Below are 19,095 nucleotides of genomic sequence, written 5' to 3' on the forward strand. Positions count from 1 at the left end.
AATGGAATACAGTGAATTACAGGTAACTTCTAATTTCAGCTTCTTAATGGGAGCTTCCCATCCCAATGAACTCGTGGATCAGGCAGCAGCTTTTGGGTATAAAAAAATAGCCATTACCGATCGCAATACATTAGCTGGCATTGTGCGAGCACATGCAGCTGCCAAACAAAAGAACATTCAGCTCATTCCAGCCTGCCGGCTGGATTTACTGGACGGACCAAGTTTGCTGGCTTACCCAAGCAACAAGGATGCTTATTGCAGACTGTCGGCTTTACTGACCCTTGGGAACTTGCGTGCGGAAAAAGGATCCTGTCACTTGAATAAGACGGATGTATATGCACATTCGGAAGGAATGTTGTTTACCCTGATTATGCCGGGTATATTGAACCGTCATTTCAATTTTGAAGATTCCTTTATTAAAGATTTGCAGGAGTATAAAGAAGCGCTGGGTAAGCAGTTGCACCTATCTGCAACACGGACTTACCTGGGTAATGATGACAAGCTGATCTTTCGCATCCGGCAGTTATCTGATCGGTTTGAGATACCTGTAGTGGCTACTGGAGATGTACATTACCACAATCCTGCACGCAGGGAGTTGCAGGATGTGCTGACCTGCGTCAGAGAAAAATGCACCATTCAGGAAGCAGGCTTCCGCTTGCATCAGAATGCAGAGCGCTACATGAAACCTGTTGATGAAATGCACCGTCTGTTCCGTAACTATCCCGAAGCGATCCGCAATACGATGGTCATTGCTGAAGCCTGTACTTTTGCACTGGATGAACTGAAATATGTCTATCCGGAAGAAATCAATAAAAGTGGGCGTTCACCCCTGGAAGAACTGGAATACCTGTGTATGAAAGGTGCGCATGCCTTTTATGGTGAGGTTATCCCGGAGAAAGTGCTGAACATGATTGCCCATGAAATGGACTTTGTCCGTAAGATGGATTATGCGAATTACTTTCTGTTTGTGGAAGACATTGTCCGTGAAGCACGCAGTCGGGGGATATTGTGTCAGGGAAGGGGGTCGGCTGCCAATTCAGCCATCTGTTTCTGCCTGGGTGTGACCTCTGTTGATCCGATGAAATTTGATTTGCTTTTCGAACGTTTTATTTCTTCAGACCGGAATGAACCACCGGATATTGATGTGGACTTTGAGCATGAACGGCGTGAGGAAATCATGCAGTACATCTATACCAAGTATGGCCGTGACCGTGCGGCCATTGTGGCTACAGTAACCCAATTGCACCAGAAGGGTGCTTTACGAGACGTGGGTAAGGCGATGGGTTTATCCGTGGATACCATTAACCGGCTGTCCAGCTCCATCTGGGAGTTTACAGACGAATGGTTTGAAGGCAAGCGTGTAACCGAGCAAGGATTGAACCCACAGGATCCCCATTTAAAGAAAACCTTGCAACTGACAGCACAGATGATGGGTTTCCCCAGACAATTGGGACAACATACCGGAGGTTTTGTGGTCACCAATGGGAAACTGACTGATCTCTGTCCGATCCTGAATGCACGGATGGAAGACCGTACAAATATTGAATGGAACAAGGATGATATTGATGCATTGGGTTTTCTGAAAGTGGACGTACTGGCTTTAGGTATGCTGACCTGTATCCGTAAGGCTTTTGATTTGTGTAAAGCACATTATGGTTTAAACCTGACCCTGGCAAATATCCCTCAGGATGATCCGGAAGTTTATGGGATGATCAGTGCTGCCGATACCCTGGGAGTATTCCAGATTGAAAGCCGGGCACAGATGTCGATGCTACCCAGGTTAAGACCTAAATGTTTTTATGATCTGGTGATTGAAGTAGCCATTGTCCGACCCGGACCTATACAGGGAGATATGGTACATCCTTACTTGCGACGCAGGAATGGAGAAGAACCTGTGGTATATCCATCTCCTGAACTCGAAGAAATTTTAGGGAGAACCCTTGGGGTACCACTTTTTCAGGAACAGGCAATGAAGATAGCCATTGTAGCAGCTGGATTTACCCCGGCCGAAGCAGATGGTCTGCGCCGCAGTATGGCCACTTTTAAATATACCGGAACGGTCAACCTATACGAAAAAAAGCTGATTGAAGGAATGAAGGCGAAGGGGTATAGCGAGGAATTTGCCAAAAGGATCTTCAGGCAGCTGGAGGGTTTTGGTAGTTATGGTTTTCCGGAAAGTCACGCGGCAAGTTTTGCCTTACTGGTTTATGTATCCTGCTGGCTGAAACATTATTATCCGGATGCTTTTGCGGCAGCTTTACTCAATAGCATGCCGATGGGCTTTTACCAACCTGCACAAATTGTCATTGATGCACAGAAACATGGAGTAGAGGTACGTCCGGTTGATATCAATTATTCTACCTGGGATAATTTACTGGAAGAGAAATCGGGGAAATATTATGCGATCCGTTTGGGCTTTAGACAGATTAAAGGGCTAGGACAGGAGGAGATGGATGTTTTGGTGAACTGTAAGGGAAAGGGGTATAGGACGGTTACTGCTTTGCGTGATGTGGGGATAGCAATTAATACATTGGAAAGACTGGCAGATGCTGACGCATTCCGCTCTATTGGTCTGGATCGCAGAAAAGCGCTATGGGAGGTATCTGCCTTACAGGATATGCCGGTGGAGATTTTTAAAGGGCAACCCTCTGAAAGTGTATTGGAAGCGCAGGTGGAATTGCCACTCATGAGTCAGGGGGAACATGTGGTTCAGGATTATGCCACTGTAGGCTTGTCATTAAAAGCACACCCAGTGAGCTTTGTACGTCCACAACTGGAAATGCTCCGCATCTTGTCCTGCCATCAGATCAATAAGGACGCACGTAACGGGCAACTGGTGAAGGTTGCAGGGCTCGTACTGGTGCGACAACGGCCAGGAACTGCTGCTGGTGTATGTTTTATTACCATTGAAGATGAAACTGGCTTTAGTAACCTGGTGGTATTTGAAAAGTTTTTTGATACTTATCGAAAGGAAATTTTACATTCAAGGCTGCTGATGGTAGAAGGCCGTTTACAACGGGAAGGAGAGGTGGTGCATGTGGTAGTCAGCAAATGTGTGGACTTGACCAAACTAATGGGAAAACTTGTTCAGCGGGAACAGGAGGAATTGCCGGTATTGACTTTATCACGTTCTGATGAGAAAAGTGCACCTTATCCCTCACAAAACAAACGGATAACGGTTCCTGGAGAAGTTCCAAAGGAAACCTTTCATGGGGGAAGGAATTTTAAATAACTTATCGACTTTTGGTCAAGCCCTTGCGTTCGTGTGACACTGAAAATCCAATTATATTAAGGGTCTGCAATCAATACAAAGACTGAAATTTCATCCTAGTTGGCGCGCCACCAGCTGATAGATATTGTATCTGAAAGAAATAAAAATGGAATTAAAAAAATAAAAAAGGGACATACCTGAACTTTATCAGGCTGTCCCCATTGGATGAGCGCTATTTTATTTCCTTTAATCTTTAGGCCTATGTTCGTGAGGCTTTAAAATAGGATGTTTAGGCTTTGTTTCTGGCCGCACTCTTCTCCTTTTGTCATCTTCCCCATTGTCTTTTTTGGGTTTTGGTCCAGGTTTAATAGCTTGAGTTGTTTCCATAATTAATTTCTAGAAAATTTAAAATAAGGTTGTGGTTTTGAATGCTGTAAATATAACAGGCTGTAAATCTGTTTACTTACGGTTTTCCGTAATGCAAGAGAATTTTAAGACGAACCTTATCTATTTATGTTCAAAACCACATAGGGTTTTACCATTTTTCTCCGCCTCGGCTATGCTAGTTTGAACAAACTGATCCTTACAATTTTTCAAAGCTGGGCACTTATCACTTAGATGATACTTTCTGGCAGATCCTTTATCGCATATGTATGCTTTGATCCCGTGATTTGTATACAAATAAACACCGATGGTTACTAATGAAAGCACCATCATCGGCACAATAGCCTTTCTGGCTATTGAACTGTTTTTAGTGGGGAGAAAGGAACTATTTTTCTCAAATTCTCTTTCCTTAGTTAACTCAGGTAATGTCTCAGAACCTTCTTCTTTTTCTTCATCCTTATCAGGAATTCCAGATTCTTTATCCGGTTTGATGTCCAGTACATAATCAACCCCAAACTTATAGGGTCTAGGTTCGAAATCTATAAGCCATGCCAGAAGTTCCACATTTCTAGGATCCGTATCTTCTATTAGGCCTTTTAAGAACTTAACTAGGGGTCTTAATTTATCTGCGTCGAATCTCTCGATACTACGGCTATAGTCTTCTAATTTGGTGCCGAAATTGAAAAAATCTTTTATGAAGGCATCATCTTCCTTCTTGGTTCTTGACCTTAAAGCAACAATGGATTCATTCCGCAGTTTTGCAGGTGTGGGATGTGCCAAATTTAAAGAAAGTAATCCCTTTTCTTTCTTGTCGTGGTAATTAGAAATCACCGCCTTTTTATAATCCTCGAGCATTATCCAAATAATTGATAAGTAAATGTAGCCGGAATTTTCGGATTCTTTTACGGTTTTCCGGATTTCCGGTGGATTTATCGGAATCCTCGGAACCGCCTGCTAATTAACGATTTCAAGCCCTATACATTTGCTTCCGTAATCAGTTCGAGGGTCGATTAGCTATTGTAACTCATGTACAAACAGATTGCAAAAAATGAGAAGAAGTTGCGGTAGGACGTGACCGGTTTGGGAAGCAGTTACTGCCGCCCGCAATGGAATCTCATTCTACTTCCCAAAAATTTCAGAAGCGCTTCTGAAATGCAATGTAGCAACCTCCGCGTATGGATCGCGGAGGCCTACCAAGTATTTCAATTCTAAAATTTTTGACAATGTTTGCATTTTTATTTGCTTTGATCATGGGATTCGCAACCCCTCATTATAACACTCCAAAAGATTGTGGTAACGGTACAGTAACAACCTTTGGCGATCCGCCACTTCCTGGTGATCATGGTGGCGAAACAGGTAATAATCCTCCTAGAAGATAGTCATGTTTCAATGCGGGCAAGATTTTGCCCGCATTTTTTATAAATTAGGAGAATAATTAAAAATATTGAAAATACTAATTACGTCTCTTCTATTGTTGCTGTTCATTTCTTGCCATCAAGAAATGAAGCAAAAAATACCACAATTTGATAATGCGTACTATGATCGTGCATGGTTTTTTTGGGACAATAATCTCCCAGACAGTAGTTTCATTTACTTCAATAAAGCCAAAGAGAAGTCATTGAAGGATGGCGATAAAGTAAAGGTAGCCAAATCCCTAATCAATATGGCAATCATTAGTGGTGATAAAGGGGACTACTTTGGTAGTCAGGAAATCTCACTTTCTGCCATTGCCTATCTGAACCCTAACATTCAAGAACAAAGCGAGATACTTTCCTCGAATTACAATAATTTAGGTAAAATGGCCCATGTTTTAAAAAAATACGAGGAAGCCAATCAGTTTTATCTGAAAGCAATAGCGCTTACCAAGAATGAAAATTCCAGGACCATCTATTTCAATAATATTGCGATCAATTTAAGTAGCTATGGAAAGTATAGCGAAGCCTTGAAATATTTTGAAAAATTAATGGGTGAAAAAGGAATTAGCGGGAATCCAATCACCTATTCAAGGATACTGTCTAACAGTGCCAAAACCAAATGGATGCAAAACCGCTCTTACAAACCAGTGCCAGACTTTCTAAAAGCCTTAAGTATAAGAGAGCGGGAAAAAGATTTGTGGGGACAAAATGCAAGTCTGGGCCATCTTGTTGATTACTATTTTGATGCAAAACCAGATTCTGCTTTAGTTTATACCCATAGAAAATATAAGATTGCTCAAGCAATAAGCAGTACTGACGATCAACTCAACTCTCTTCAAATGCTGATCAAGCTTAGTCCAGCCAACGATACCAAGCGTTATTTTGAAATCTATCAGCATCTTGCCGATAGTGTACAGCTTGTTCGTAGTGCAGCTAAAAATCAGTTTGCACTGATTCGTTATGAAACCGAAAAGAATAAAGCTGAAAATCTAAATCTTCAGAAAGATGTTAACGAGAAAAAGTATCAGATTACCAGACAACGTTTTTTCATCATTGCCTCATTAATTTTAATTATTGGAGGATCTGCTTTTGGCTTGCTTTGGTATAAAAAAAGGAGGCAAAAAATAGAGCTGGAGGCTGAAAATATGATTCGGGATAACAAGTTAAAAATTCATAAAAAGGTACATGATGTAGTTGCAAATGGCCTCTATACCGTAATGTCTGAAATTGAGAATAAGGAAGAGCTGGATAAAGAAAAAATCCTGGATAGAATAGAAATACTCTACGAAAGGTCCCGAGGCATTACCTATGATGCTTATGACGAAACCCCAATTATTGAACCTGATCTCAAAGGGAAAATTAATAGCCTCATGGCATCCTATGGTACTCAGGAAAGAAGGGTATCTCTTGTCGGCAATGAGGATGAATTATGGGAACAGGTAAGTGTACAAGCTAAACACGAAATAATGCATATTCTTCAGGAGCTAATGGTAAACATGGATAAACACAGTGCTGCAAGTAATGTGGTGATCAAGTTTGAGCATATTAAAAACAAGGTGAATATCTATTATACTGATGATGGAATAGGCATTAAAGGGGTACCAAAATTTAATAATGGGCTCACCAATACGGGAAACCGTATTCAAAGTATAGGTGGTGAGATTACTTTTGATTCAAATAACGAAAAGGGATTAAGCATTCACATTTTTTTCCCTACTACCTAAACAGATATCATGTTCGAACGCGTATTAATTGCTGAGGATCACGAAAACACCAGTCTATCCGTTAAACGGGCGCTAATTGATCTGGGAGTTGAAGATCCTAAATATGTAGCCTATTGTGACCAAGCCTTATCTTGGATTCGGAAAGGATTAAACATCGCTCAACCTTATGATTTATTTATCACTGATCTTTCCTTTGTAGAAGACCATACCATTCAGGAGATTACTGATGGCGCAGCCCTCATTAAAGCTGTCAAAGAGATTCAACCTGAGTTAAAGATATTGGTGTTTTCTGCAGAGGGTAGGCCAGAAGTCATTAGTTCTTTGATCAGGGACCTTGGGATCGATGCTTATGTGCGTAAGGCCCGTCATGATGTCCAGGAGCTCAGATCAGCTATAGAGTCGATCGCTAAAGGGAAAACTTATTTTCCTATTCAAATCAGGCAAACCACACGAGAAAACAATTCATTTGCTTTTACGCCATACGATACAACAATTATACGTTTGCTTGCTCAAGGCGCGAAACAAAAAGAAATCCCCCAATATCTTAAAGAACATAAGATTATACCTACTGGTTTAAGCAGTCTTGAAAAGCGACTTAATCTGATTAGAGATGTGTTGGGCTTTTCAACTAATGAGCAGCTTATTGCATATTGTAAAGATTTCAAAATCATTTGATTTATTATCGGTTTTTGCTTTACGGTTTCCCGTAAGGAAAGTCTGATCTTCCTCTATACATTTGATTCATAATTAGGAACTAAAACTTTAAAATTATGAAAAAGAAGTATTATGTAAACACACATGCGCAGGCCAATGGCGATCATGAAGTCCATAGTGAAAGTTGCATTTATCTACCAGAAATAGCTAACAGAAAGTATTTGGGGGAATTTTATTCTTGTGAACCTGCAGTAACTGAAGCGAAAAGAACCTATCCAAAATCTGACGGGTGTTATTACTGTTCACGCGCGTGTCACAAAGGCTAAAGTGGCTTGAAATACAATACATTTTTACTTCGGCAATTCGAACCAAAGAAAGTTTGTTTCACTATAGTCAAGTTTAATTGTTTATTGCATTGTAATCAGTTAAAAAAATTAACCCAAATAATTGTTTTATTGAAATCTTTTAATAAGATTTGAAGTAACCAACCAAATTTTTCTTGAATTGCGCTTCTAAGGAGTGCGATTCATGGCTTCTAAATCGTAATGATTTAGAAGCGAATATTATGTTACCGCTCGATTCTCTATTTTTCGGATACTTTCCAGTGCTTGTTACGTGTAGTTAATATCTACAATGCCTAAAGTGGCTTATTGTTATCAGTATAAATTAAATCATAAGTGTAAACTATAATGAAAGCTAAATTAGCTAGCTTCTTTTTTTGGATGAGGAACAGTTTTGTATTTCAAAAGCCAAGATTTCTGGATTTGGAATACGTAGACTACGTAATTGGAAGTAAGCCATTTTTTTTGATATCATGGAATATTAGATATGCTTACAAGGTTAGAGTAAAAAACACGAAATTCTCGTCCTTAGAAACGCATTCTTCAGCATACATAGCCATTCCTGTAGAAACTGATGTTCTTGAAGTCATAATATCAAATAGCTGGAGATCAGAACGACAATTTATTAAGCTTACAAGGGTTGTTATCTCCGATAAAATTGAGTTCAACATGTGCCTAACAGGTGATCTTAAAAAAAAGACCGAAGTTATTATGCCTTCTCCTGGAACAAATCCAAAAACAATCACTGTTAAAACACTCAATACCAGCATTAAAAACCTAAGCGGTACGCCAAAAATAATAAATCTTAAATACCATTAATCTAACAAGCATGGATAGTGAACTTTACCAATCACCAAAATCAAGTAAATTTATGCGGCTTTTCTGGAAGGCTGCAGGAGCAGACAGATTTATTCTGGAAAGAAGTACTTATGGCGACCAGATTAAATACGTCTGTTTAGGCGGTATTATAATTGCAACAGGGGTTATGGCCGCTATAGCTGGAGGATATGCATTTTATACTATTTTCGCTCCGAAGGGGAATGCAATTGATTCCTTTAAAACTGTAGAAGGCGTTGTAGGAGATTATGATCCAACCGACATACCAACCGCCTTAATATCCATTGTATTTGGAATAATCTGGGGAGCAATTATCTTCAACATTGATAGGTTCATTGTAACAAGTACAGGAAAAGGAGATGGGACAGAAGCAATAACCAGAAAAGAACTTGTTGGCGCACTGCCAAGAATAATTATGGGAGCCATAATAGCTTTGACAATATCAAAGCCGGTTGAAATCAGAATGTTCAAAACAGAGATTGATGTTGCCTTACATGAAAAACAAATACAGCAACAGCAAGCTTACAAAGCCAACATAGATAAGGTGTTTAATTCTGAAATCGAAAAGAAAGAGAACTCGATAAAAAAAACTTTGGATAAAATTGCAGCATTAGAGCTTATCAGTACTGAGCGAAAAGCAAATATCGCATATGAAACATCTAATGGTGATTGCAAAACAAAATGTATAGAGTTTAAACAGCAACTGGCTGCGAACGAAGCCGAAATTGCGTCAGTTAAAAATGATCCTGAATATATTAAAGTTAAAAAAGAATTAGATGAACTCGAGGTGGATAGAAATCGTAAACTTAAAGAGTCTGATAAGGTTTCCGCAGGATTAGATGGGCTTCTTGAAAGAATTAAGTTGGCGCATGAACAAGCGGGCTGGGTAATTTCGCTATTTGTAACGCTACTTTTTATGACAATAGAGCTAACACCCATTTTCTTTAAATTAATGCTAATCAAAAGCCCATATGACTACATGGAAGAAAACATAAAAGAGTTAGTTAAAGCAGATAAGGGTATTGAAATCCAATATAATTTCTATCCTGACGGAGAAGGACACGAGCGTGATAATGTAATCAATCATCAGGTAATAAAAGTTTTAAAGGAGAAAATAAGATTGCTCGAAGCCCAAAGTGAACTTAGTTCAAATGCTATTGATCGATGGAAGGATAAAAAACTTCATGACATCCATCAAAACCCAGATGAGTACATAAAAGAAGCTTAGATGTCAAGACAAGTATATATCAAATTTTTAAATAGAAAATCAATTGTAAGCTTGATTGGGATTGATTATGCTATTCTCCAAAAGACAGATAACGATAACATTTCCAAGTTCTATTTATCTGGATCTTTGGTTGTATTAATAATGATAATAAGCTTTTTATCTGTTTTCTATGCATTCGAACTTATGTTTAGCATGTGGCACGCAGAGCTTCTTTTGTCTTCTTTTTTTTCTTTAATGTTCTTTAACATCTACATTTTTTTGATCCAAACTTTTTCAAAGGAAGTTTTTCCTACTACGTATAAAATTAAGTTTTTTAATTTGTCGAATCTATCGAGAATTGGTTTTGTGCTTTTGATAGGGTTCCTGATTGCCCAGCCCGTTAAAATATTTTTTGTGCGGCACCAATTAGATAATGACATCGTAAACTACAAAGAACAGCTCTACAATAATTTCTGCAAAACAAATACCGATCTTTATAAGGCGGATATAAATAAACTAACTCATGAACGACAACACTATGCCTCATTAGGGCCAGGTGAAACCATTAATGAGCAGGTAAAAAAAATAGAAACACAACTCTCAAACATTCAAAATTTAATTGATGAAGCAAATACAAATGCATATACAAAAATACATCAATCAAATTTTTTCATAAAGAGAATTGAATTTGCAGGTAAATATTCGATAGCGAATTTTATTCTCGTTGTTATTCTTGGAATATTTTGTGCACCAATTGCACTGATTTATTCAATTTCGGGTAATAGTAGATATTATACACTAAAAAAGCACAGCGATAAAACTTTAGTTGAAGAGGATTACAAAAGATTTAAACAGTATTATTCAAAATTATTCCGATTTAAATATGACCTAGACGTTGAATTCTACGAGCCCTTTATAAATCCTCCCTTTAATACTATACGAAAACCAGTTCCCGAATATCGCAGTCAGGAAGATTTCTTTAATAACCTTATAGATCTATGATAAATTTTTCTAAAGATTATTATAAGATTCTAGAACTAGAACATGGCGTTCTGGAAGATCAGATAAAACTGGCCTACAGAAAGCAGGTTAAACGTTACCATCCTGATCTTTATCCTGGAAACATTGAGTTTGAGAATAAGATAAGAGAGATCAATGAAGCTTATGAGATTTTAAGTAACCCAGATGATCGGTCAATTTACGATCAATATTTAAAAAAGGAGGAAAAGAATCCTCTCACGAGTAGCCGTTACGAAAAAAATACTCGAACATATACCAGGACAACAACAGTAGATGTCGAAACCCGGACCTATTTGAAGGGCGTGATTTTTATTAAGTACAGAGGATTTCATGTGGATGCCGATGCTGAGAATATTTTAAAGGAAACATTTTATAGACTTAATACAACCCAGATAGATGCTGAAGTATTTTTCGAAAATATGTATTCATCGGAGCAAGTACCTTTAGAGTTTAAGAAGGTTTTTGATGCGCATAAGCCTTTTGATCTGAATATTAAGCAACCTATTAATTGTCAAATCCATAGAGAAAATAAGATTGAATATTACAAATTAGATGTACTAGATCTTACTATTCCTCATCCGCAAATTGTCAATGTTACTAAACATGAAGGTGAGAGTTTCGGCACCCTTACAGGACAATTTTATGGGTATATAGCTAGGAAAGAAAAACATGAGTTGGTAACAGAAGTTACAGAGTGTTTTGGAGAAACTGGACTAAAAGAAGAAAGGGAGGAAAATGGCAGGACTGCCTATAGAAAACAGTATTTTAATACGGATTGTACAACCTATTGGGGTCAGTGGGTAGAAGAAGAGTTACGAGATACTTATGTACCAACTGGAAAAACAGAAACAAAGGGTGACTACGTAAGATCTACTTACTATAAAAGCGATTACAAAACAACCTACACCGGAGGCTGGGTATATAAGCAACCAGCAGGGATAGTAAAAGACAATGGGTGTTTAGGCTCCGTATTTGGGGCTATCGGAAGTACTTTTGCTATTTTATTTTTCTTATTTCTTTTGCCTAAACTTATTTTTTTACTTCCATTTATTTTACTTCCGTTTCTCCTAAATCTTTTGCCTATTAGATTTTGGAATTGGTTTTCTAGTGCTGTTGTTTGGTTAATATTTGGATTTTATGTCTTCGCTTTAGCTTCTACAATTATAAACCATAAAAGGAATAGAGTTCAAGAAACAGCGAACATACCTAAACCAAGGCCTATAGAATCAAAATTAGTTCCAGTGATAGAAAAGAAATCGAAAGATTTGAGGCTAGACACATTAATTACACATACAATGAGTTGGGATGATTACGATGGTAAAACTTACAGTGGTAGTTTTTATCTAAGTAAGAACCATCTTCAGAAGGCGCATACTTACAAGAATGAATTGCCAATTTCTGTGATTGATGAAAGGAGTTATGACGAAGCAATTTTCTCTTTAAAAGAGTTTGATAAAGCCAGTTTGGGTGGTTTATACAAGATGTTCGATTCGTTACGAATTTCAAATAAACTCCCTGCAGACAAGTTTGCTGAAGCAATTGTATCTTTTGTGCAAACAATACCTTATACTATAATTCTTCCAAGCTCTTGTAATTCAAAATTCTACGAAGATGAGTTTACAACAAAGTATTTGTCATCAAAAAACGCCAGATGTGATGGGAATGAACGTTTCGGTATAAATACACCGGTAGAATTTCTGAGCTCCTTAAATGGTGACTGCGATACGAGGACTTTATTACTTTACACGGTCTTGGACCATTATAAATATGATGTTACCCTCTTAAGTAGTGATTATTATAGTCATTCAATAATAGGAGTAAATCTTCCATATGATGGAGTAACATACAATTATAATAACCAGCGATATATACTCTGGGAAACTACTGCACTTAATGCAAAACCCGGAATATTACCCAATGAGATTTCAAATACAGATTACTGGCGAATATCTTTAAAATCCAAAAAAAATGAATAAAATTAAACTATTTACCCTACCAATTACAATTCTGATCTCCTTTGTTCTGCTCCTGCTCATTATCCATTTGATTTTGAAGCCATTTAAAGCGAAAAAAGACGAGGATGGCAATCTCAAATTAGCCTATGGAATTTGGTTTTTTGCTTTATTTATGTCGGGTGCATCCATTGTTGCAAATGTAGTGCGATTAAGTTTGGAGGTGGTTGATAATGTCACCAAAATCCGACCAGATCAATTGATTCTTCTAATAATCCAAAGCATTGCGTCTATTACGATCCTGGCTTTTCTTTGGTTTCTGATCTGGTTCTACGTTACTAAGTTTTTAACGAAAATCGTAGTATTCACGGGAAGTGATGGACAAGAGATGAGCGCTAATAATTATACCTACTTCATAATAAAAGGAAGTATTCTAATAGGTATCGTGCTGAGTCTTTCATCAGTTTTAGAGTTGCTGTTAAGGTTAGTAGTTCCAAATATAGAAGTCCCATTTTACCACTAAACACTACTTTTATGAAGATATTATTAATAGCATGTGCTTGCTTTTTATTATTAGCTATAACTAATCTTCCAATAGGTTATTTTACATTCCTAAGAATCATTGTAACCATCGGTTCTATATTAGTTGTAGTACAGGATTTTAAAAAGGGAATCAACCTATGGGTAATCAGTTTTGGAATTACAGCCATCATATTTAACCCATTGGTCCCAGTGTATTTACATGATAAAAGCATTTGGATACCAATAGATATTGCAAGCGCTGTTTTGTTTTTCTCTAAGGCATTTTCTAATTAATCACCGTTAATATGAGAACAATCATACTATTATTGGCTATATGCTTAACAACATTTTCAAGCTGTAATAACGCCTCCACATTCCAAGACATTGAGGTAAAACAGCCTCATGAAGGGGAGCTATCACAAGAATTTGAAAATTCTAAAAGTCCGGATACTACGATGGCATCCCCCCAACAACCTGTTTCAGAAGAAGATCGTCTAGGTAGCGAAGGATGGAAAACTAGCGATCTTTCAAATGGAGCAATGCCAGACTGTTACAATTATCGTCCTAGATATGGAGAGTTGAACAATAAGCTTGTTGTAACAGTAGGTGGTGGTACAGCCGTTGTAATTAAAATGATGTCTATCTCTTCTAATCGGTGTATTAGGTATGTTTTTATAAATAGTGGCAGCACATATGCAATAAAAAACCTGCCTGAGGACCAATATTATTTAAAAATCGCATATGGCAAAAAATGGATTTCAAAAGCAGAAGATGGGAAGTGCTTAGGGAAATTTATGTCTAATGCATTATATGAAAAGGGTGAAGATATTTTGGATTTTAATAGACAAAAGGTTGCCACAGGATATAATATTCCAAGCTTTAGTTTAGAATTAGATGTCATTTCAAACTCAAGCGTTGACTCATTTAATTCGAGTGGAATTACAGAAGACGATTTTAATAATTAATTCGATTTTTATTATCTTTTAGTTGACATATAACTATTTTGAGTTAATTATTGCTTTTCTGAGGTAAATTGGTAATATTTGAGTTAACCAGATATTGTATTTGTATCGTAGGGATGCAAATAGATTTTTTAACGCTACTCAATCATGAAAAATCTTTTAGTGTTGATGCTGTTTAGCAGCATGTTTTCCTTTACCAATATCTCACCGTTTGTTGAGAAAACTACTGGCTATGGATATGTCGCAACTTGTAGGGGTGCCGATAATTGCAGGGCTTGTAGTTCATGCAAGTATTGCGGCCATTGCAACTCAGGGGGGAGTTGTGGCGTATGCTCTCCTAAATCGCCATCTTCCAATACGCTAATTTCTAACCCCAAACCACAAGCAAATACATCAGCTAGCTCCCAATGTAAGGGGATCACTAAGAAAGGAGCTCAATGCAAGCGTATGGTTAAGGGGGGCGGATACTGTTACCAGCATAAATGAACATAATATTCTATTACTTAACCAAATAAACTATGGACTTTAAAGATCAAATTGCACAATTGGCCGCTCGGGTAGAGAAGATGGTCCCACAGATTCAGACTGAAGAAGCTACAAAGAATGCATTAGTAATGCCTTTTATACAAATCATGGGTTTTGATGTATTTAATCCATTCGAGGTAAATCCTGAGTTTATAGCGGATATAGGTATCAAAAAAGGGGAGAAGGTTGATTATGCAATCATGAAAGATGGCGAGCCTATCATTATTATTGAATGTAAACATCATCTGGAAAAATTAGATCCTCATAACTCTCAATTGTTTAGATATTTCCATGTATGCAAAGCTAAATTTGGATTGTTAACCAATGGATTGGTTTATCGTTTCTATACAGATTTGAATGATGCAAACAAGATGGACGAGAAGCCTTTTTTTGAATTTAATATCTCTGAAATTAAAGAAGCGCAAATAGAAGAGCTGAAGAAGTTTCACAAATCCTATTTCGATGTAGAAAACATATCCAATACCGCTTCCGACCTTAAATATACCAACGAGTTAAAAGCGCTCATTACATCTGAATTAAGAAATCCTTCCACTGTATTTGTAAAGCACTTTGCTAATCAGGTATACCAAGGTAAGCTGACTGAGAAAATTCTAAACCAGTTTACGGAATTGGTTAAACGTTCCTCAAATCAGGTTCTAAATGATGCGATTACAGATCGTCTAAAAACCGCATTAGTGAAAGAAGAGGCAAACAGCAACGAAACAGAGGGGAAGGTTACCGCAGAACCGGTAATGGCTTCAGAGAATGGTGTTGTAACAACAGAAGAAGAGATCGAGGGATTCTTTATTGTTAAGTCAATATTGAGGGAGATAATAGAACCTAAACGGATTACACATCGTGATGCACTATCTTATTTTGCAATATTATTAGATGATAATAACCGCAAAACGATTTGTAGGCTGTATCTCGGAAATAAGAAATATTTGGTTGTTCTCGATGAGAACAAGAAGGAAGTGAAGTATGAAATAAACTCAATTGATGAGATATATGGGCATGCTAATTTGTTAAAATTAGTGATAGAGAGGTTGGAAAAGAAATAGATTTTATATAACCCTATCAGCAATTAAAACTCATTCCACCTTTTCTGACTTTTTTTCTATAATTTCAGCATCTTAATCAACGATTAATAAATTTCATCAATTTATTGATATTCCTGCATGAAAGAAATAGAAGAGATCACAGCAAAGCTGATTGCGTTTCGAGACGAACGTGATTGGTCACAGTTTCACAATCCAAAAGATTTGGCGGTAGCCTTAAACATTGAAGCCGGTGAATTGCTCGAAGCCTATCTATGGAAAACCTCTGAAGAAGCGAAACCAGAGAAAGTAAAGGAAGAATTAGCAGATGTATTTGCTTACGCATTTCTATTGGCTGAAAAGTATGGCTTTGATGTGAAGCAAATCGTATTGGACAAAATCCAGAAAAATGCAACAAAGTACCCTGTTGACAAAGCAAAAGGAACTGCAACAAAATACAATGAACTATGAGACTATACGCAGGTTCCTCAGCTAATTTTATAGCGCTAAATGTCAACAACCAAATCGCCGACCTGTTAAAAGTAGAATTCCTCAAGCAATTTGGATTTCAGCCATCACAAAACGAAGTGATGTCCTGGCGAAACTCTTTATTCCGTCTTTCGGATATTATGGAGCGTGCTAACCTTACAGATCAGGGCGTAATGGTAGAATACAAATTACCACTCAGTGGTAAGCGTATCGATGTGGTAATCTGCGGTAAAGATGAAGATCAGAAAAAAAATGCTGTCATAGTCGAGTTAAAACAATGGGATAAATGCAGCTTTACAGATTACGACAGTGATTACGTAGTCACCTGGGTAGGAGGAGGTAATAGGCCCATACTTCACCCAAGTGTTCAGGTTGGGAATTACATGTATTACTTGCAGGATAATAGCACTGTGTTTTACGAGGGGGATCAACCTGTAGGATTATCTGCATGTAGCTACCTCCACAATTATACCTTTCTTAAAGACGATGTATTAACAGATGCACGTTTTGAACAAGCCCTAAGCCGATTTCCTGTGTTTACATCTGACGATAGAACGGAACTATCCAGCTTTATCACCAGCAAAGTGAAACATGGTGATGGGATGCAAGTATTGGCTGAGATCGAGGATAGTCGTTTAAGACCTTCAAAGAAGCTCCTGAAGCAAGTTTCTACTGTAATTAAGCAGAAGCTGAAAGGAGAACTGAAATTGTTTGGCCGGGCTAAGGCTCAGGGCGATTATATATTGCTCGATGAACAATTGATTGTCTACGACGCCGTCATGAGCATTGTACAAAAAGGACTGGAGCATAAGCAAAAACATGCCATTATCGTTAAAGGAGGTGCTGGTACGGGTAAGTCAGTTATTGGTTTGCAGTTACTCGCAGATCTTACCGCTTTAAACCTTAATGCACATTATGCTACCGGATCTAAAGCATTTACAGAAACCTTACGAAAAATATTAGGACCAAACTCCAATAGTCTTCTAAAATACTTTATGTCTTATGGCGAAGCAAAATCTAATGAAATCGATATTTTATTGATGGATGAAGCGCATCGTATTCGTGAAAAGACTGGATATCCTTTTAAATCAACAGGTAAGCTACAAGTTCAGGATCTATTAAATGCAGCTAAAGTATCCGTTTTCCTGATCGATGACTATCAAGTCGTACGCAAGGGAGAAATAGGCTCCGCTGCATTTATTAAAGAGCAGGCTGAGGCTGCAGGATGTAAAGTATACGAGTACGACTTACAGGCGCAATTTCGCAACGGAGGATCAGAACGCTATAGTGATTGGATAGATCATATGCTAAAGATTCGTAATACAGCGCATCCGGAGTGGATAGACGAGCCTAATTTTAAGTTTGTTATTATGGATTCGCCTGAAGCATTAGAAGCTGTAATAAGGGCTAAAGTTAAAGAAGGATTTACCGCAAGAATCAGCGCTGGATTCTGTTGGCCATGGTCCAAGCAGCTGGATGAGAACAGGGAGTTAATCAATGACGTTCAAATTGGAGATTATTCAAGGCCATGGAACGCACAAGAAGGATTAACAGGAATGCGTAAGGGTATTCCCAAGTCTCAATATTGGGCTTATGATGAAGGTGGGGTAGATCAAGTTGGTTGTGTTTATACAGCTCAAGGCTTTGAGTTTGATTATTCAGGAGTGATTTTTGGCAAAGATCTTCGTTATAATCCTGACACAGCGGAGTGGGAAGGCTTCCCAGAATTTAGCTATGACGGTCAGGTAAAAAGCAGTAAAGACTTTCTACAACTTGTAAAAAACACTTATCGTGTCCTTTTGGGTCGTGGCATGAGTGCTTGCTATGTTTATTTCATGGATAAGGAGACAGAAAGATATTTTAGAAGCAGGATAAGGAAAGATTAGGAGTTTAGCAATACCCATTCTTTAAGGAAACTTAAACCAGATTAAAGCAAATAAGCTTGAACAATCCCGTTCCCATTTGGTATCTTTTGATACAACTGTTACATTCAGGAAAGTTGCCTTTGAATCTACCTCAAAGCTTTAAATTTCAAATTTTGTCTTAATTTTTGTATTTTTACACTAAATCATCGATTTAAAAATATGTCAGATTTAGAGCTTGAAACTAAACATGAGAAATATCTGATTACAATCAGAAATCTGAGGGCAAATAATTTCAGTAAGGATCTGCCATTTCTTATTCTTTCCGAAAGTCTCCCTGAAGGACAAGTTTATAAAGAATTTGCTGATGGACGCATCGAAATCCAAGAAGTTGTATCTGCTGGAAAAAAATTCCGTACACGAGTAATTAAGGTTCTTAAGGGATTGCAGGCAGATAGCGTCCGTAAAGCTTATGGATTACTCTAAGCCCACTCTGCTAGTAATTTCGGGCCCTAATGGTGCAGGCAAGTCAACTCATATTCAGACCATGCTACCTGACTTTTTTGAGGGATTGTTGTCTTTTGATAGAGTCGAACTCGGGTAGACTTTGAATTAGAGCTTCAGACAAAAGGGGTTCTAAAAACAGATATAATTCCTCGTGCTACTCGCATGATGGAGGAAAAGCTTTTTGAGGAAATGAAAAAAGCTATAAAGAATAACGAGCATTTCGTATTAGAGACCCCACTCTCACATCCCGATTATTGGAAGTATATAGATATGTTTGAATCAGCTGGTTACCAGGTTCAATTGAATTAGAGATTGTATTGGTAGGGTCGAACAAAGAGTTCTTGAAGGTGGGCATCTTGTCAGACCAGATACAATTAAAGGTGTATTTAATGATAATCTGATGCATATAAATAGTCAGTATCAAAGTTTTCAAAGGATAGAACTCT

17 protein-coding genes are annotated in these 19,095 nt (G+C 37.8%); 16 read left to right on the plus strand and 1 reads right to left on the minus strand.

The annotated features are described in order from the left end of the window. The first annotated feature begins 1 nt into the window (after window position 1). The gene (locus tag HQN83_RS03420; protein ID WP_173088586.1) at window positions 2-3,232 is read left to right on the plus strand and encodes an error-prone DNA polymerase; all 3,231 of its coding nucleotides are present in this window, start codon (window positions 2-4) and stop codon (window positions 3,230-3,232) included. 486 nt (window positions 3,233-3,718) lie between these two features. On the opposite strand, the gene HQN83_RS03425 is transcribed toward HQN83_RS03420, so the two are convergent. Further along, window positions 3,719-4,450 carry a hypothetical protein gene (locus HQN83_RS03425; RefSeq protein ID WP_173088588.1) on the minus strand — a complete coding sequence of 244 codons (732 nt, stop codon included), beginning with the start codon at window positions 4,448-4,450 and terminating at the stop codon, window positions 3,719-3,721. Between the two features lie 395 nt (window positions 4,451-4,845). Between HQN83_RS03425 and HQN83_RS25375 the strand changes: the two genes are divergently transcribed. From HQN83_RS25375 to HQN83_RS03495, 15 genes are all read left to right on the plus strand, one after another. Then, entirely contained in the window at window positions 4,846-4,974 is a 129-nt protein-coding gene (locus HQN83_RS25375) for a hypothetical protein (protein ID WP_262890039.1), read from the plus strand. A gap of 122 nt (window positions 4,975-5,096) precedes the next feature. After that, entirely contained in the window at window positions 5,097-6,734 is a 1,638-nt protein-coding gene (locus HQN83_RS03430; protein ID WP_173088590.1) for a tetratricopeptide repeat-containing sensor histidine kinase, read from the plus strand. A gap of 9 nt (window positions 6,735-6,743) precedes the next feature. Further along, entirely contained in the window at window positions 6,744-7,409 is a 666-nt protein-coding gene (locus HQN83_RS03435; protein ID WP_173088592.1) for a response regulator, read from the plus strand. Between the two features lie 668 nt (window positions 7,410-8,077). Then, window positions 8,078-8,548: a hypothetical protein gene (locus HQN83_RS03440; protein ID WP_173088594.1), complete on the plus strand. Its 471-nt coding sequence runs from the start codon at window positions 8,078-8,080 to the stop codon at window positions 8,546-8,548. 10 nt (window positions 8,549-8,558) lie between these two features. After that, on the plus strand, window positions 8,559-9,794 hold the full coding sequence (locus HQN83_RS03445) for a DUF4407 domain-containing protein (RefSeq protein WP_173088596.1): 1,236 nt from the start codon (window positions 8,559-8,561) through the stop codon (window positions 9,792-9,794). Then, the gene (locus HQN83_RS03450) at window positions 9,795-10,775 is read left to right on the plus strand and encodes a DUF4407 domain-containing protein (protein WP_173088597.1); all 981 of its coding nucleotides are present in this window, start codon (window positions 9,795-9,797) and stop codon (window positions 10,773-10,775) included. After that, window positions 10,772-12,769 (plus strand): J domain-containing protein, encoded by a 1,998-nt coding sequence (locus HQN83_RS03455; protein ID WP_173088598.1) that lies wholly within the window; start codon window positions 10,772-10,774, stop codon window positions 12,767-12,769. Before HQN83_RS03450 ends, HQN83_RS03455 begins: the two co-directional genes overlap by 4 nt. Beyond that, window positions 12,762-13,268 carry a hypothetical protein gene (locus HQN83_RS03460; protein WP_173088599.1) on the plus strand — a complete coding sequence of 169 codons (507 nt, stop codon included), beginning with the start codon at window positions 12,762-12,764 and terminating at the stop codon, window positions 13,266-13,268. The genes HQN83_RS03455 and HQN83_RS03460 overlap by 8 nt, the downstream gene beginning before the upstream one ends. An 11-nt stretch (window positions 13,269-13,279) precedes the next feature. Next, window positions 13,280-13,561 carry a DUF6804 family protein gene (locus HQN83_RS03465; RefSeq protein WP_173087320.1) on the plus strand — a complete coding sequence of 94 codons (282 nt, stop codon included), beginning with the start codon at window positions 13,280-13,282 and terminating at the stop codon, window positions 13,559-13,561. An 11-nt stretch (window positions 13,562-13,572) separates the two neighbouring features. After that, window positions 13,573-14,232, plus strand: coding sequence for a hypothetical protein (locus HQN83_RS03470; RefSeq protein ID WP_173088600.1), 660 nt, complete (start codon window positions 13,573-13,575; stop codon window positions 14,230-14,232). 208 nt (window positions 14,233-14,440) lie between these two features. Further along, entirely contained in the window at window positions 14,441-14,593 is a 153-nt protein-coding gene (locus HQN83_RS03475) for a hypothetical protein (protein ID WP_173088601.1), read from the plus strand. Between the two features lie 154 nt (window positions 14,594-14,747). Continuing rightward, a complete protein-coding gene (locus HQN83_RS03480; RefSeq protein WP_173088602.1) occupies window positions 14,748-15,815 on the plus strand; it encodes a type I restriction endonuclease in 1,068 nt (355 codons plus the stop codon). 117 nt (window positions 15,816-15,932) lie between these two features. After that, window positions 15,933-16,262: a nucleotide pyrophosphohydrolase gene (locus HQN83_RS03485; RefSeq protein ID WP_173088604.1), complete on the plus strand. Its 330-nt coding sequence runs from the start codon at window positions 15,933-15,935 to the stop codon at window positions 16,260-16,262. Then, complete coding sequence (locus HQN83_RS03490; protein WP_173088606.1) at window positions 16,259-18,166, plus strand: DUF2075 domain-containing protein; 1,908 nt, start codon at window positions 16,259-16,261, stop codon at window positions 18,164-18,166. The genes HQN83_RS03485 and HQN83_RS03490 overlap by 4 nt, the downstream gene beginning before the upstream one ends. Window positions 18,167-18,364: 198 nt before the next feature. Further along, window positions 18,365-18,628 (plus strand): hypothetical protein, encoded by a 264-nt coding sequence (locus tag HQN83_RS03495; protein WP_173088608.1) that lies wholly within the window; start codon window positions 18,365-18,367, stop codon window positions 18,626-18,628. The last annotated feature ends 467 nt before the right edge of the window (window positions 18,629-19,095 follow it).

The sequence above is a fragment of the Pedobacter foliorum genome (assembly GCF_013266735.1).
Classification (GTDB): Bacteria; Bacteroidota; Bacteroidia; order Sphingobacteriales; family Sphingobacteriaceae; genus Pedobacter; species Pedobacter foliorum.